General features: G+C 60.9%; 16 protein-coding genes and 1 riboswitch. Of the genes, 5 read left to right on the forward strand and 11 right to left on the reverse strand.

What is annotated here, in order from left to right; translation table 11 throughout:
- Positions 1-12: 12 nt before the first annotated feature.
- The 10 genes from FHT28_RS13015 to FHT28_RS13060 form a co-directional block, all read right to left on the reverse strand.
- On the reverse strand, positions 13-741 hold the full coding sequence (locus FHT28_RS13015; RefSeq protein WP_168596461.1) for an SIS domain-containing protein: 729 nt from the start codon (positions 739-741) through the stop codon (positions 13-15).
- Between the two features lie 23 nt (positions 742-764).
- Positions 765-1,922, reverse strand: a complete 1,158-nt coding sequence (gene nagA / locus FHT28_RS13020; RefSeq protein ID WP_168596462.1) for an N-acetylglucosamine-6-phosphate deacetylase — start codon at positions 1,920-1,922, stop codon at positions 765-767.
- Complete coding sequence (locus tag FHT28_RS13025; protein WP_047553946.1) at positions 1,922-2,953, reverse strand: SIS domain-containing protein; 1,032 nt, start codon at positions 2,951-2,953, stop codon at positions 1,922-1,924. Before FHT28_RS13025 ends, nagA begins: the two co-directional genes overlap by 1 nt.
- Positions 2,950-3,723, reverse strand: coding sequence for a GntR family transcriptional regulator (locus FHT28_RS13030; protein ID WP_037196166.1), 774 nt, complete (start codon positions 3,721-3,723; stop codon positions 2,950-2,952). The genes FHT28_RS13025 and FHT28_RS13030 overlap by 4 nt, the downstream gene beginning before the upstream one ends.
- 122 nt (positions 3,724-3,845) lie before the next feature.
- Positions 3,846-4,871 carry an aldose epimerase family protein gene (locus FHT28_RS13035; protein ID WP_168596463.1) on the reverse strand — a complete coding sequence of 342 codons (1,026 nt, stop codon included), beginning with the start codon at positions 4,869-4,871 and terminating at the stop codon, positions 3,846-3,848.
- Positions 4,872-5,073: 202 nt separating this feature from the next.
- The gene (locus FHT28_RS13040; protein ID WP_037195892.1) at positions 5,074-5,496 is read right to left on the reverse strand and encodes a hypothetical protein; all 423 of its coding nucleotides are present in this window, start codon (positions 5,494-5,496) and stop codon (positions 5,074-5,076) included.
- Positions 5,497-5,606: 110 nt separating this feature from the next.
- Entirely contained in the window at positions 5,607-6,794 is a 1,188-nt protein-coding gene (locus tag FHT28_RS13045; protein WP_168596464.1) for a VWA domain-containing protein, read from the reverse strand.
- A 3-nt stretch (positions 6,795-6,797) separates the two neighbouring features.
- Positions 6,798-7,724, reverse strand: coding sequence for a homoserine O-succinyltransferase (metA, locus tag FHT28_RS13050; RefSeq protein WP_037195896.1), 927 nt, complete (start codon positions 7,722-7,724; stop codon positions 6,798-6,800).
- A 50-nt stretch (positions 7,725-7,774) separates the two neighbouring features.
- A riboswitch (SAM riboswitch) is annotated at positions 7,775-7,852 on the reverse strand.
- 78 nt (positions 7,853-7,930) lie between these two features.
- Positions 7,931-8,353 (reverse strand): NUDIX domain-containing protein, encoded by a 423-nt coding sequence (locus FHT28_RS13055; RefSeq protein WP_047553936.1) that lies wholly within the window; start codon positions 8,351-8,353, stop codon positions 7,931-7,933.
- Positions 8,353-9,195 (reverse strand): MoxR family ATPase, encoded by an 843-nt coding sequence (locus tag FHT28_RS13060; protein WP_168596465.1) that lies wholly within the window; start codon positions 9,193-9,195, stop codon positions 8,353-8,355. Before FHT28_RS13060 ends, FHT28_RS13055 begins: the two co-directional genes overlap by 1 nt.
- Positions 9,196-9,360: 165 nt before the next feature.
- Between FHT28_RS13060 and FHT28_RS13065 the strand changes: the two genes are divergently transcribed.
- Positions 9,361-11,220, forward strand: a complete 1,860-nt coding sequence (locus FHT28_RS13065) for an ABC transporter ATP-binding protein/permease (RefSeq protein ID WP_037195903.1) — start codon at positions 9,361-9,363, stop codon at positions 11,218-11,220.
- Positions 11,221-11,327: 107 nt separating this feature from the next.
- Here the strand turns inward: FHT28_RS13065 and efp are convergent, their stop codons facing one another.
- Positions 11,328-11,897, reverse strand: coding sequence for an elongation factor P (efp, locus tag FHT28_RS13070; protein WP_037195905.1), 570 nt, complete (start codon positions 11,895-11,897; stop codon positions 11,328-11,330).
- A 151-nt stretch (positions 11,898-12,048) separates the two neighbouring features.
- Between efp and epmA the strand changes: the two genes are divergently transcribed.
- From epmA to FHT28_RS13090, 4 genes are all read left to right on the forward strand, one after another.
- A complete protein-coding gene (gene epmA / locus FHT28_RS13075; protein ID WP_037195906.1) occupies positions 12,049-13,113 on the forward strand; it encodes an EF-P lysine aminoacylase EpmA in 1,065 nt (354 codons plus the stop codon).
- On the forward strand, positions 13,110-14,162 hold the full coding sequence (locus tag FHT28_RS13080) for a lysine-2,3-aminomutase-like protein (protein WP_037195908.1): 1,053 nt from the start codon (positions 13,110-13,112) through the stop codon (positions 14,160-14,162). Before epmA ends, FHT28_RS13080 begins: the two co-directional genes overlap by 4 nt.
- Positions 14,163-14,512: 350 nt before the next feature.
- Positions 14,513-14,764: an acyl carrier protein gene (locus FHT28_RS13085; RefSeq protein WP_037196168.1), complete on the forward strand. Its 252-nt coding sequence runs from the start codon at positions 14,513-14,515 to the stop codon at positions 14,762-14,764.
- Positions 14,764-15,957, forward strand: a complete 1,194-nt coding sequence (locus tag FHT28_RS13090) for an acyl-CoA dehydrogenase family protein (RefSeq protein ID WP_037196170.1) — start codon at positions 14,764-14,766, stop codon at positions 15,955-15,957. Before FHT28_RS13085 ends, FHT28_RS13090 begins: the two co-directional genes overlap by 1 nt.
- Positions 15,958-15,960 lie beyond the last annotated feature (3 nt).

Raw genomic sequence — 15,960 nt, forward strand, 5'->3', positions numbered from 1 at the left:
CGCCGCGCGTTTCTAGAGATGCGGGTTGCGTGGCCGATATTTCTTCACCAGCCGCTGATTGGTTTCCTTGGCGCCCGGCATGTTGGCGCTGAGGTAGACGGGCGGTTCGCCGTCCTTGCAAAGCTCGGCGGCGACATCTGCGAAGATGGCGTTCAGCACCGTGGTGCCGATGGCCGTCGATGCCGGCCCGACCTTCAGGTCGGTGCCCGGCAGGTCGATGATGGCGTCGCCCGGCGGCAGGCCGTTGTCCAGCACGATATCTGCGATATCAGCAAGCCTCCTGCGGCCGTTGGCAATGGCGGCCGAATAGGCGGACGAGGTGATGGCGATGACGGTCGCGCCGATTTCTCGGCCGAAATCGGCAGCCTCGATAGGGGCGGCATTGACGCCAGAATTGGAGGCGATGATCAGCACGTCGCCCGGCTGCATGCCATAGCGCTCGAAGATCGGGCGGATGAGGCCCTCCGTGCGTTCATAGACCGAGCTGATGACGGCGCCTTCGTGCAGCATGGCGGATCCCACAAGCACCGGGATGGTGAAAGCCAAGCCGCCGGCGCGATAGTGCACCTCTTCCGCCAGCATATGCGAATGGCCGGTGCCGAAGACATAGACGCGGCGATCGGCGCGCGCAGCCGTGCTGATGGCGGCGGCGGCCCTCGACATCGGTTCCGCCAGCGTTTCGCGCAGGGTTTCCAGCCGGCCGATGAGGGCGGAGAAATAGCTGTCTGTGATTGTGCTCATGCCGTGCCTCCTTCTCGATTGTTTCAAGCCGAAGGCTGGCCCGAGATCCATGTTTCGGTGACCTCGATCCCATCGTCGATATGGACCAGGTCGGCGCGGGTTCCGGGCGTCAGGTGGCCACGATCGCCGAGCCGCAGGAAGCGGGCGGGATAGGAGGTCGCCATGCGCAACGCTTCGGCCAGCGGCAGTTCAAGGACATTGACGCCATAGCGGATGGTGGAAGCCATATCGACATCAGAGCCGGCGAGTGTACCGTCGTCCAGCGTCAGCTTGGAGCAATAGCCGCCCTTGGTGCGATAGACCGTGCGGCCGTTCAGCGTAAAGCTCGGAAGATCGGTGCCGACGAGCGACATGGCATCCGTGACGAAGAACAGCCGGCCCTCGCCGCGCTTGGCACGAAGTCCAACGCGCAATGCTATCGGATCGACATGGTGGCCATCGGCGATGATACCGCACCACGGGGCAGGATGGTCGATCGCCGCGCCGACCAGACCCGGCGCACGATGGCCCATCTGGCTCATGGCGTTGAAAAGATGGGTGACGCCGCGGGCGCCGGCATCGAAACGCGCATTTGCCGCTTCTGCGGTGCAGTCGCTATGGCCGATGCTGACGATGACGCCGCCTTCGGCAAGCGCCTGCACCTGCCGCTCCGTCACCTGTTCGGCCGCCATGGTGACCAGCAGCGTACCGATCGCCTCACGAGCGCGGATGAAGGTTCTGACATCGCTGTCCTCGACCGGACGCATCAGCTCGGCCAGATGCGCACCCTTGCGGGCCGGCGCCAGATGCGGGCCCTCGAGATGCAGGCCGACGACGCCGCGATTGGCCTTCACGGCCTCGACTGCCGCCTCGGTTGCAGCCGTCGTCGCGGCCGCGACATCGGTAATCAGCGTCGGCAGCAGCGAGGTGGTGCCATAGGGGCGATGCCCCTCGGCGATCATGTACATGGATTCGGCCGAGGGCTCGTCATTCAGCATGCGGCCGCCACCGCCGTTCACCTGAGCGTCGATGAAGCCCGGCGACAGGACGCCGCCGTTCAGCTGGACCGTTTCGGCGTTGTCGGGCACGTCGTTGGCACTGGTGATCGCGTGTATGCGGCCGTTGCCGATCACCAGTGCACTGTCGTCGTGAAAGCGGTCGCCGTCGAAAATTCGGGCGCCGGTAAAGACCTTGTAGTCCATCACATGGTCTCCGTGATCTTGAGAAGGTTAGCCGGCTTGTCAGGATCGAAGCCCTTGCGGCGCGTCACGGACTCGATGAGGCGGTAGTAGCAAAGCAGCGATACCAGCGGATCAAGCAGGCCGTTCCCGGTGGTCGGCATGCGCAGGTTGATCCCGGCAAGCGGAGCGGTCGAGAAGGAGACGGCGGTTGCGCCGAGCTTCTGCAGTCGCTCCAGCGCCCGGGCATTGTTGGCGAAGGCCGCGTCATCGGGCGAGAAGGCGACGATGGGGAAGCCCGGCTGCACCAGCCGCATCGGGCCATGCATCAGTTCGGCCAGCGAAAAGGCTTCGGCGTGCAGGCCGGCGGTTTCCTTGGCCTTCAGCGCGGCTTCAAGTGCGATGGCGAAGGCGGGGCCGCGTCCGCCGGTATAGAGCGAGGAGGCGTTGAAGAGCACGTCTTCGGCAGCCTTGCCGTCGATGCCCGAGGTGGCCCTCAGTGCTTCCGGCAGCCTGGCTAGGCCGGCGAAGAGGGCTTGGTCCTGCGAGATCGTTGCGGTGACGCCGGCAAGAGCTGCAACGGAGGCGATGAAGGATTTCGTGGCGGCGACGCTCTGTTCCTTGCCGGCATTGAGGCCGAGCACGATGTCGGCCTCGTTGGCAAGCGGGCTGTCGGTGACGTTGACGACGGCGATCGTGGTAGCGCCGCCCTTCCTGGCGGCGGCCTGCATGGCGATGATATCGGGACTGCCGCCGGATTGCGACACGGTGAAGTGGATGCCGCCCTTTAGGTGGAGCGGAACGCCATAGACGGAGGCGATCGACGGGCCGACCGAGGCGACCGGGATGCCGCAGGATATTTCCAAGAGATATTTGAAGAAGGTCGCGGCATGGTCGGAAGAGCCGCGCGCGGCTGTCGTGACCAGCGATGGGCGCGTGGAGGAGAAGAGCTTCGCGATTTCGGCAAAGGCGGGCTTTTCCTTGTCAAGCAGCGTTGCAACCACGTCCGGCGACTGGCCGGCTTCCGTCAGCATCAGGGATTGGGTCTCGCTCATAGGTCATCTCCAATTCTCAATTCAGCTACAAAATCATAGGCATCGCCGCGATAATGCGAGCGGGTGTATTCGACGACGCGCTGGTCCGCGAGGCGTGACACCCGTTCGATCAAAAGCGCCGGTGCTCCGGCCTTGACGGTCAGGATCGATGCGGATGTTGGGTCCAGCGTCACGGCCGTCAGCCTTTGCTGGGCACGCACGGGCTTGAAGCCCTTGGCGGCGAGCGCATCATAGAGCGAACCCTCGGATACCGCGTCCTCGCCGAGGAATTTGATGGGGACGACGGCGCGTTCGATGGCGAGCGGCTGGCCGTCGGCCAGGCGCAGGCGGTCAAGCCGCAGCACGGGTTCGTCAAGGCCGAGGCCGAGCAGGAAGGATTCCTCCGGCGCCGGCGCGCTGATGGTGCGCGACAGGATGCGGGCTGCCGGCTCGCGGCCGCGTGAGCGCATGTCGGCGGAGAAGGAGGAGAGGCGCCAGAGCGGCTGCTCGATGCGCTCGACATGCTGCGAGACGAAGGTGCCGCTGCCGTGGCGGGATTCGATGACGCCCGAAGCGAGCAGGTCGCGATAGGCCGTTCGCACCGTGACGCGGCCGATCTGCAGGGCGCCGGCAAGATCGCGTTCGCCGGGCAGCGCGGTGCCCGATTTCAGCAGTCCCTCCTGAATAAGGCCCGTCAGTGCCTGCGCCAGGCGCTTATAGAGCGGCCCACTCCCGGTCCCATCGCTGAGGCCGCGGCTGTTCAATTCAGCGATCAAACTGGTTCTATCCATGATGTGCATATAGAACCTATTTAGAACCAATTCACAAGGCGAATCTGCCTGCGGGCCTAAAAAGAATCGGCCGGGCGCTTTGGACGCCCGGCCGAATTTCAAGAGAGCGGGGCATGCCCCGATCAGTTCTTGGTGAAGATGTAATCCGTTTCCTGCCGCAATACCTCGCCCGGGCGGAGCACGGCATTGGGGAAGTCTTCGTGATTGATCGCGTCGGGCCAAACCTGCGTTTCCAGGCAGAAGCCGGCGAACGGTCCGATCTTGCGGCCATCATGGCCGGGAACCGGAACGTCGAGCTTGAAGCCGGTATAGAACTGCACGCCGGGTTCGGTGGTGCGGACTTCCAGCGACACGCCGGAATTGACGCTGCGGGCCAGCACAACGGAACGCTTGGCAGTGCGCTCGGTCGAGAGGCAGAAGTTATGGTCGTACAGCGCCTGTTCCGTTCCGTCGAAGCGCTTCATCGGAGCCATCTCGCGGAAATCGAACGCCGTGCCTTCGACCGAACGCACTTCGCCCGTGGGTACCTGCTTCTCATCCGTCGGCGTATAGTGATCGGCGGCGATCATGATGTCGTGGCCGAGGGCATCGTCGCGGCCGTCGAGATTGAAATAGGCATGCTGGCAGACGTTGGCGAGCGTCGGTTGGTCGGTGGTCGATTCGTAGGTGACCGACAGTTGGCCGTTGCCATGTACTCGATAGGTCGCCTGTATCGTGCAGTTGCCGGGATAGCCGGCGCGCCCGTCGGGATCGACGATCTTGAGGACTACGCGGTCGGCGTCGTGCTCAACGATCGTCCAGTTGCGCTTGGCGATATTGTCCTTGCCGCCGTGCAGGTGCGTGACGCCCTTTTCGTTGAGTTCGAGCTGGTATTGCTTGCCATCCAGCGTGAAGCGGCCACCGCCGATGCGGTTGGCGCAGCGGCCGGGCGTAGCGCCGAAATAGGAGGAGTGGAGGGGATAATCGGCAAAATTGTCGAAGCCGAGCAGCAAGGCCGGCTCATGGCCATCAAGCCGGAGATCCTGGATGACCGCGCCCCAGGACATGATATGCGCCGTCAGGCCGCCGCCAACGATCTTGACGCGATAGACGGTATCCCCATCCGCCGTCGTCCCAAAAATTTCCCGCTGCAAAGTACTTTCCGTCATATCAACTCATCCATTGCTTTTGAGTATGCGAGGTCAGACCCTGCCTCCATTCGCGCCGTTCCGCAACCAGTTCGATGGCGAAAACTAGGGGCGAGCAGAGGAGAGGCAAGGTCTGATTAGGCTTTGCCGCTGGCTTGGGACTGGCACGTTATGCCGCGAATGTGCGGTGCGTAAGACAGGCGGTCGATTTCATCCTGATCTACTATGTCTTGCCGTAACGAAGTTTGGCTGTCCGTCTGCTGAAAAGCGTTCTGACCATTTGGTTCGACCCATCCGCTTTTTCGGTCTTCATGATCACCATCAATCTGTCGCCGCGAACGGCGAGAAGGATATAGAACGCTTTTTGACTATATTTTTCCACGTAGGAGTTCCAACGTCCCATGCCTGCCGCGTAGCTGGAATTTCCGTTGCTGCTCGTCTCTGCGGTGGCGCTCCAGCCGTTGTTCGTGCTGATCCTCATGAATCTGCCTTGCCTGATTATTCCCACGCGGCATTTTTCACCGGCGCTCACGTTGGAGTCGATCTGTTCCCATTGTCCGGAGAAGCCCTCTTCCTCGGATCTTGCCTGCTGCGAGACGAGCAAAATGGTTGCGATGAAGAGAAGTAATTTCACAGCGTGGCGCACGCATATCTCCACCAGTTTCCGCAGTGATTTGGGACGGTATCTGCTGCGCTTCTTTATCTACAAATGGTTGTGGTAATTTGGTGGCGCTGCGGCATGCAAATGCTGATCAGTCAGCGTGACAATTCCTTCGTCGCTCTCTCCAGTCCGCCGAGCGTCAGCGGATACATGCGGTCAGCCATGATGCGGCGGATGAGAGAGATCGAGGTCGTATAGCCCCAGGAGTCTTCCGGAACAGGGTTGAGCCAGACGCATTTGCGGAAATGGCCGGTCATGCGGGCGAGCCAGACGTTGCCGGCCTCCTTGTTCCAATGCTCCACCGAGCCGCCCGGCTGCGTGATCTCGTAAGGGCTCATCGCGGCATCGCCGACGAAGACGACACGGTAGTCGGGACCGAAGGTGCGGATCAGATCCGTTGTCGCTGTCACATCGACACGCCGGCGACGATTGTCCTTCCACACGCCCTCATAGAGGCAGTTGTGAAAGTAGAAATACTCCATGTGCCGAAACTCGGAGCGGGCGGCGGAAAACAGCTCCTCCACCCCGCGGATGTGATCGTCCATCGAACCGCCGACATCGAAGAACATCAAGAGCTTGACGGCGTTGCGCCGTTCCGGCCGGGTCTGGACGTCGAGATAGCCGTGTTCGGCGGTGGAGCGGATGGTGCCGGAGAGATCCAGCTCTTCGGCGGCGCCCTCGCGCACCCAGCGGCGCAGGCGCTTCAGCGCCACCTTGATGTTGCGGGTGCCGAGCTCGACGCCGTCGTCGAGATTCTGGAAGTCACGGCGATCCCAGACCTTCACCGCCCGGCGATTGCGCGACGTCTCTTGGCCGATGCGCACGCCTTCAGGGTTATAGCCATAGGCGCCGAAGGGCGATGTGCCTGCCGTGCCGATCCATTTCGAGCCGCCCTGATGCCGGCCCTGCTGTTCGGCCAAGCGCTGGCGCAGTGTCTCCATCAGTCTGTCGAACCCGCCGAGCGCCTCGATCTGCTTCCGTTCTTCTTCGGTGAGATGCTTTTCCGCCAGCTTGCGCAGCCATTCGTCGGGAATGGCCGTCGCTTCCATCGCTTCCGCATTGCCGCCGATCGCTTCCACGCCACGGAAATAATCGGCGAAAACCTGGTCGAAGCGGTCGATGAAGCGCTCGTCCTTGATCAGCGTCGTACGGGCCAGATAGTAGAAGGCCTCGATATCGTAATCGGCTATCCCTTCTTCCATCCCTTCGAGCAGCGACAGGAATTCCCGGAGTGTCACCGGTACCTTTGCTTCCTTCAGCTTCAGGAAGAAGGGAATGAACAAGGCTCAAGCCCTTTCTTGGCCGATCTCCTCCAGATCATAAGGCGTGGTCTGGTAGATTTCGTTGATCCAGTTGCCGAAGAACAGATGTGCATGGCTGCGCCACCGGTTCTGTGGCGGAATCTCCGGGTCGTTATGGGGGAAGTAGTTATGCGGCATCTTGATCGGCACGCCCGCATTCACATCCCGGAAATATTCGTCCGCCAGCGAGGTGGAATCATACTCCACGTGATTGAACATGTAGAGCCGGTTGCAGGCCTGTTCGTGCACGAGACAGACGCCCATTTCGCTTGAATCCATCAGGATCTGCAGGCCAGGCACCTTTTCGATGTCGGCGCGGCGCACTTCCGTCCAGCGCGAGACCGGAATGGCGAAATCGTCGGAGAAGCCGTTCAGATAGACGGATGACGGTGCAAGGTTCTGGTGGCGATAGACACCGAAGGCCTTCTCCTTCAGCGTATGCTTCGGCACGCCATGGAAATGATAGGCGGCGGCCATTGCCCCCCAGCAGACATTCATCGTCGAATGCACATTGGTCGCCGTCCAGTCGAAGATCTGCCGCATCTCGTCCCAGTAGGTGACCTCTTCATACTCCAGCAGCTCGATCGGCGCGCCGGTGATGATGAAACCGTCGAACTTGTGATCCTTGACCTCTTCCCAGGTCTGGTAGAAGGAAAACAGGTGTTCCTCGGAGGTGTTCTTGGCCTTGTGGCCGCCGACGCGCACCAGCGAGAACTCCGTCTGCAGCGGCGATGCGCCGATGAGGCGCGCCATCTGTATCTCGGTCTTGATCTTGTTCGGCATGAGGTTGAGAAGCCCGATCTGAAGGGGGCGGATATCCTGACGGATCGCCACCGTTTCGGTCATCACCCGCACGCCCTCGTTCCGGAGGGTCTCAAATGCGGGCAGCGTATCGGGAATCTTGATGGGCATTGTTTTCACTCGACCAAATACAAAAAAACCGGCCGCGATCATGAATCGCTACCGGTCCGCACGCGGCCCTTTAGCGACTTATTTAACGTGGCTGCAAGCCGGCCGGCCAAATCACCACAGAAGGAATTTCATAAACCTGCTGTTCCCGCTGGTCAATGGGCAAGCTTTGCGGGGGCTGGCGGCCGCGCTCTGATGTCGGTTCTCACTTACAAATGTTCAAGAAGCGCCGCCATGCCATAGCCGAGACGCTTCCGCGCCTCGGCGAGCGATATCCAGAAAAAGCGGAAGCAGATGGGTGCGCTGCCATCGAACGGCGTCATCTCGAAGTGGCGCCAGGTGGCCGGTGTCGTCTCCGGGAGGGTGCAGCGGAAAAAATGCCGCTGATGGTGACAGGTGCGACCGCTCTTCTCGAACCGGTAATCGTCGATGCCGAGCGGATGCAGCGCGTTTGCTGTGAGCCCGGTTTCTTCTTCGAACTCTCGTGCTGCCGCTGCCGCTATGTCTTCGCCGGCCTCGACGGTGCCGCCGGGGACCTGCAGTTCGACCGCCGGAAAATCCGGCTCGTCAAAAACAAGCAGGTGGCGCTCCCGAACGGCGTAGATCAGGACCTTAACAGCATCCGGCTGCATTATTTTCCCTGCCCACGCGCCATGAAGGCCAGCCGCTCGAAGAGGTGCACGTCCTGCTCGTTCTTCAGCAAAGCGCCGTGCAGCTTCGGAAGCGCATTTTTGGCATCGCCGCGCAGCGTGGCCGGATCGACATCGTCGGCGACGAGCAGACGGATCCAATCGAGCGCTTCGGATGTCGAGGGCCTCTTCTTCAGGCCCGCCACGTCTCGGATCTCGAAGAATTGCGTCAGCGCCGCATGCAGAAGCGTCTGCTTGATGCCGGGATAGTGTACCTCGACTATGCGCTCCAGTGTTTCCATGTCGGGGAAGCGGATATAGTGGAAGAAGCAGCGGCGCAGGAAGGCGTCCGGCAGCTCCTTTTCATTGTTTGATGTGATGATGACGATCGGCCGGATGGCGGCCCGGATCGTTTCGTCGGTCTCGTAGACATGGAATTCCATGCGGTCGAGTTCCTGCAAGAGGTCGTTCGGAAATTCGATATCGGCCTTGTCGATCTCGTCGATCAGCAACACGCATTTCCGCGGCGAGGTGAAGGCCTGCCAGAGCTTTCCCTGTCTGATATAGTTGCTGATATCATGAACGCGTGCGTCGCCGAGCTGGCTGTCGCGCAGGCGCGAGACGGCATCGTATTCGTAAAGGCCCTGCTGCGCCCTGGTGGTCGATTTTACGTTCCACTCGATGAGGTCCAGGCCGAGAGCAGCGGCCACCTGTCGCGCCAGTTCCGTCTTGCCCGTGCCCGGCTCACCCTTTACCAGAAGCGGACGCTCCAGCCGGATGGCTGCATTGACGGCGACCATCAGATCCTTGTCGGCGATATAGTCGGCAGTTCCTTGAAATTGCATCGGAAGGCTTTCTCAATCTTTCCAGTGCAAGCTAGTTGCTGACCTTATTCGGTTCAAGGCGTGAAACCGTGTATATAGGAACGTGATCGCACCAATCTGTTGCAAGGGTGGACATGAGGGCGGGTCTTGATTAACTGACGGGACGTGCGTCGCAGGGAAGTGCTGATGGCAGTTGAAGCGCAAGCCAAGCCGAATATCCAGGGAAACGAGCAGGTCGGTTACGATTTGAGTCTTTTCTTTCGGCTGAGGATGATGTTCTCGGCTTTCTGGAATTCGCCGGTACGCATCAAGATCATTTCGCTGACCGTAGCGCTCTTCCTGATTATCCTGGTCACCGCCTATGTCCAGGTGCTGCTCAACAGCTGGAACGCTCCTTTTTACGATTCGCTGGCAAGGCGCGATACCTCCGCCTTCTTCCACCAGCTTGGCGTCTTCGGCATCATTGCCGGCTCGCTTCTGGTCCTCAACGTCATCCAGGCATGGCTGAACCAGATGACCGCGCTCTATATGCGCGAGGGCCTGGCAAGGGATCTGGTGAACCAATGGCTGCAGGCCAAGCGTGCGCTTCGCCTTGCCTCCTCCGGCCTGATCGGCGTCAATCCAGACCAGCGGCTCCATGAGGATGCCCGCAATCTCGCCGAAAGCACGACGGGTCTGGCGATCGGCCTGGTGCAGGCGACGATCCTGCTGCTGAGCTTCATCGGCGTGCTTTGGGAACTGTCGAGCGGCATGGTCTTCCATTTCAGGGGCGCAAGCTTCTCCGTCCCCGGCTATATGGTCTGGGCGGCGATCCTCTATGCCGGTTCGGCATCGTTCCTCAGCCAGTTCGTCGGCCGCCGGCTGGTGCGGCTGAATGCCGATCGCTATTCGAAGGAAGCCGAGCTGCGCTTCGCGCTCATGCATGCCAACGAGCATATGCCGGCGATCACCATTGCCGGCGGCGAAGAGAATGAACGCCGGCGGATCAATGTCGATATTTCCGCCGTGCTCGCCGTCATCCGCCAGCTTGCGATCGCCAATACCAATCTCACCTGGGTTTCCGCCGGCTATGGCTGGCTGGTGCTGATCATCCCCATCCTCGTGGCTGCGCCCGCCTATTTCTCCGGCGGGCTGACCTTCGGCCAGCTCATGGTGGCAGTCGGCGCCTTCAATCAGGTCAATTCGGCCCTGCGCTGGTATGTTGCCAATTTCGGACCGATCGCCGAATGGCGCGCCACGCTGATGCGCGTCACCGATTTCCGCAAGGCACTGACGGAGATGGACGACAAGACGCCGATGCCGCACACCCTCGTCTTCGAGAAGGCCGCGCCCGGCACGATGGTATGGACCGACATGGAGATCTCCACCAGGACCAGCGACGAGGCGACCGAGAACGGCTTCCGGATTGCCGAGGGGACGGTCACGATCAATGCCGGCGAACACATCATGGTCAACGGCGATCACGGCGTGAACCGCCGGCTGCTGTTCGAGGTGCTGGCGCATCAATGGTATAGCGGCTCCGGCACCGTCAGCCTGCCGCCGATGGAAGACGTTCTGTTCATGCCACACACACCCTATGTGCCGAGCGGCACGCTCAGGGAGGCGATCTGTTTCCCTGAGGATCGGGATGTCTACGACGAGGCCGCGGTCGAGGCCGCGATGGACAAGGTGAGCCTTGGTCGCCTCAAGAGCCGTCTCGACACGCAAGCCCGCTGGGACCGGCTGCTTGATATCGAGGAGCAGAAGGCCGTCGGCTTTGCGCATCTGCTGTTGGCGAAGCCGAAATGGGTAGTCCTCGACGACGCCATGGAAGGGCTGGAGGCGGAAATTCAGGCGCAGTTTTCAGCGCTGCTGGCGGAATTGACCGACGTGACCGTGATCTATATCGGCCGCAACGAAGCCTATCTTCATGCCATGTCCCCTCGCGTCCTGCATCTGCAGGCACTGGTATCGCGCGACGAGGATGATGTGGCCGCAGCCACGCCACCGGCGGCCGTACCCGCAGAGGCAACGGTCAGGGATACGAAGAAGGCCAACGCGCCGTAACTTTGCTTCGGAGACGTGCATGTCCGGCCATGGCGACGCCAGCCGCTGAAACTAAAACGCCCCGTCTTGGCGACGAGGCGTTTCTCATGCAAGCAAGCGGCCGAGGCTCAGTCCTTGGCGCGCTCGACGTAGGAATTGTCTTCCGTGGCGATGACGACGCGGGTGCCGGCGTTGATGTGCGGCGGCACCATGGTGCGCACGCCGTTCGACAGGATGGCGGGCTTGTAGGACGAGGATGCCGTCTGGCCCTTGACGACCGGTTCGGTCTCGGTGATCTCAAGCGTGACATGGCGCGGCAGTTGGAGCGCGAGCGGAATGCCTTCGTGGATCGACAGGACGCAGGTCATGCCTTCCTGCAGATAGGCTTTCTGGTCGCCCATGGTCTCGACATCGACGACCACCTGATCGTAGTTGGCCGGGTTCATGAAGTGGAAGCCTTCGCCGTCTTCATAGAGGTACTGGAAGTTCACGTCTTCGACGAAGGCGCGCTCGACCTGCTCAGTGGTGCGCCAGCGTTCGGACACCTTAACGCCGTCAACGATGCGGCGCATATCGACCTGGGTAACCGGCGTACCCTTGCCCGGATGAAAGTTCGCGGCGGTGAGAACGACGTAGAGCTTGCCGTCGACGTCGAGAACGTTGCCCTTGCGGACCGAAGAGGCGATGACCTTGACCATAAGACTTCCTTGTAACGCTGTGTTTTGCGTCGTAGAGGGACTGTCTAAATGCTCTCCGAGACGCAGCAATTGTTTGCTTGGGGGCGCAACTACCCTAAATCAATGGAAATTGCCACCCCCAACGCGGCCTGCGCCCTGAAGAAAGCTAGGAATGAAGCCAACAACGAGCAAGGCGTCTCCTTGGTGGACCCGCAATGTCCATGCGGACCGGCGGCCGTTTCTCATTGGCCGTAACGCCATCCAGGCGGCTCTGCGGGGTTTCTTCGCGCGCAACGACTTCATCGAGGTCGATACGGCGACGCTGCAGGTGTCGCCCGGCAACGAGGCGCATCTCCATGCCTTCGAGACCGAGGCGCTGACGACGGACGGCAAGGCATCACCTCTCTATCTTCATACGTCGCCAGAGTTTGCCTGCAAGAAGCTGCTCGCGGCCGGTGAGGAGCGCATCGCCTGTTTTGCCCATGTCTATCGCAATCGTGAGCGGGGCCCGCTGCACCATCCGGAATTCACCATGCTGGAATGGTATCGGGCTGGGGAAAGCTACGAGGCCCTGATGGCCGACTGTTCTGTGCTGCTGGCGCTGGCAGCCGAGACGGTCGGGGCAAAAAAGCTGACCTATCGCGGCGCCGAGACCGATCCTTTCCTCACGCCGGAGCGTATCAGCGTCGGAGCGGCTTTCGAACGTTACGCCGGCATCGATCTTTTTGCCTCCATCGGCATGGACGGATCCACGGACCCGGAGCGTCTGGCGGCGGACATGCGGCGGGTCGGCATACGCGTCGCCAAAGATGACGTGTGGCCCGATCTCTTCAGCCGGGTGCTGGTCGAGAAGGTTGAACCCAATCTCGGCTTCGGCCGTGCGACGATCCTCGATGAATATCCCGTCTCCGAGGCCGCGCTTGCCCGGCCCTCCGCTGGAGACCACCGTGTCGCCGAACGTTTCGAGCTCTATGCCTGCGGAGTCGAGCTTGCCAATGCGTTCGGTGAACTGACCAATGCCGACGAGCAGCGGCGGCGGTTCGAAATCGAGATGGCGGAAAAGCAGCGCGTCTATGGCGAAACCTATCCGCTCGACGAGGATTTTCTGGAGGCGCTTGCCGTCATGCCTGACGCAAGCGGCATCGCGCTCGGCTTCGATCGGCTCGTCATGCTGGCAACCGGGGCCTCGCGGATCGAGCAGGTGCTCTGGGCGCCGGTTGCGGAGTTCGGCGTATGAATTCGATGCGTCCGATCAGGAATATCAGCGAACTCGAGCGTGCCGGATTGATCGATGCCGATCAGGCGATTTCGCTGGAGGCGGTGACGGAGCGATATGCGGTGGCGCTGACACCGACCGTTGCGCGGCTGATCGACCGCACCGATCCAGCCGATCCCATTGCCCGGCAATTCCTGCCCGACATGGCTGAACTTGCCGTCACGCCGGAAGAGCGTGCCGATCCGATCGGCGATCATGCCCATAGCCCCGTCGAAGGCATCGTCCATCGCTATCCGGATCGCGTGCTGCTGAAGGCCGTGCATGTCTGCCCGGTCTATTGCCGCTTCTGCTTTCGCCGCGAGATGGTCGGGCCACAAGGTCTCGGGACGCTCGACGGCGAGGCGCTCGATGCCGCCTTTGCCTATATCCGCGGTCACAGCGAGATTTGGGAGGTCATTCTCACCGGCGGCGACCCGCTGGTTCTTTCGCCGCGCCGGCTCGAAGAGATCTTGCGGCAGTTGGCCGATATCGATCATGTGAAGATCGTCCGCTTCCACACGCGCGTTCCCGTTGTCGATCCCTTGCGGATCGATGCGGCATTGATCGCGGCACTGAAGGCTAGCGGCAAGACCATCTATGTGGCGCTGCATGCCAATCATCCGCGGGAACTGACGGGTGAGGCGCGCGCTGCCTGCGCCCGGTTGGTCGATGCGGGGATCGTGCTGATCAGCCAATCGGTGCTCCTGAAGGGCGTCAACGACGATCCGGATGTGCTGGCAGCCCTGATGAAGGCTTTCGTCGAAACGCGGGTGAAGCCCTATTACCTGCACCATCCCGATCTTGCGCCCGGCACCAGCCATTTTCGCCTGACGATCGCCGAAGGCCAGGCGATCGTTTCGGCTCTGCGCGGCCGCATTTCCGGCCTCTGCCAGCCCACCTACATTCTCGATATTCCCGGCGGCCACGGCAAGGCGGATATCGGCAAGAGTTCGGTTCGCGAGGTCAGCGAGGGTTGCTACTCGATTTCGGATTATCGCGGCGGCGAGCACGTCTACCCGCCCGATTCATAGATCCTGGGCCGCCGTTTTACTCTGCCGCTATGCTTGTTATGAGATTTTTTGAATAAAACGTATTGGCGAAGTTGGCACATTAACCTTATTGTCGGTGGTGCCTATTCACAAATCGAATACGCGAAAATATTAGGGCATCTTAATATTTGCCTGTAAACGCTGCCTTGCATGGCTTACAGATGGTAAACTTCATTTAGAAAAATGTTGAATATGCGAATTTTCTAGAAGTATATCCCAATTGTATTTACCACGTCGATTAGCGGAATGTTCTATTTTGCCCGTTACTTCTTGGCTGACGATAAGACTGCGTAACTGCAGTTATGCTTGCCATTGCCAGAAGGGACAAGATTATGAATAAGACGATTCGCGATTTGCTGACCAAATTCGGTGCGCTTCCCGTTGCTGTCGATGGGATTGCCGATGATGCCGATCTCTATGTCACGGGATTGTCCTCATTTGCTTCCGTACAGCTGATGCTCGGCATCGAAGAGGCTTTTGACGTTGAGTTTCCCGACAATCTGCTGAACCGCAAGTCCTTCGCCAGCATTGCCGCCATCGAAAAGACTGTCGGTATGATCCTGGACAGCCGGAAGGTTGCATGATGAGCGTGGCGGTCGCTTTGCTTGAGGTTGGGACGGGAGACGGACCGGCGGTACGTGCCGCGCGCGTCGCCGCGATCGCCAGCCAACACGCCGATGCCGTCGATGCCGAGGGCCGGTTCCCGCGCGAAGCCGTCGACGCGATGCGCGCCGAGAGATTGCTATCCATCCAGATCCCGGCCGCTCTTGGCGGCGAGGGCGCATCGATCACTGAAATCGCCGAGCTTTGCTCGATCCTCGGCCAGGCCTGCGCGGCCAGCGCCATGGTTTTCGCCATGCATCAGATCAAGCTTTCGAGCCTGGTCGAGCATGGCGCCGACAGCGATTGGCACCGTGATTTCATGCGCCGCATTGCGAGCGAGCAGCTGTTGCTGGCCTCGGCGACGACTGAAGGCGGCATTGGCGGCAATCTGCGCAACAGCATCTGCGCCATCAAGGTCGAGGGCGATACCTGCTTCCTGGAAAAGGATGCGACCGTCATTTCCTATGGCGCCCATGCCGATGCGATCCTGATCACATCCCGCAGCCACGCCGAGGCGGCTTCTTCCGACCAGGTGCTGACGGTTTTCCTTAGGGATCAGTATAGGATTGAACGCACGGTCGAGTGGAACACGCTCGGCATGCGCGGCACCTGCTCCGACGGCTTCCTGTTCAAGGGCGAGGCGCCGGCCGTGCAGATCCTGCCGAAGCCGTTTGCCGAGATCGCCGCGCAATCGATGCTGGCGAGCTCGCATCTGCTCTGGAGCGGCGTCTGGTACGGCATTGCGGCCGATGCCGTTGCCCGTGCTCAGGCTTTCGTGCGCGCAGCGGCCCGCAAATCGCCGGGCACGCAGCCGCCGGGTGCATTGCGGCTGGCGGAAGTCTCCAGTCTGCTGCAGATGGTGAAGTCGAATGTCGTTGCCGGTCTTAAGGTTTATGAAGAGGCCAAGGTTGATGCCGATCGGCTGTCTTCGATGGCCTTTGCCGTCGCGATGAACAACGTCAAGATCGCGTCGTCGGAGATGATCCTGCCGATCATCAACCACGCCATGCTGATCTGCGGCATCATGGGCTACAAGAATGGCACGCCCTACAGCCTCGGCCGCCATCTGCGCGATGCGCACTCCGCTCAATTGATGATCTCGAATGATCGCATTCTCGGCAACACGTCGACCATGCTGCTCGTCCACAAACAAGATACAAGCCTGTTGGGGTAATCG

Origin of the sequence: Rhizobium sp. SG570 (genome assembly GCF_012275345.1) — a bacterium.
Lineage (GTDB): Bacteria > Pseudomonadota > Alphaproteobacteria > Rhizobiales > Rhizobiaceae > Rhizobium > Rhizobium lusitanum.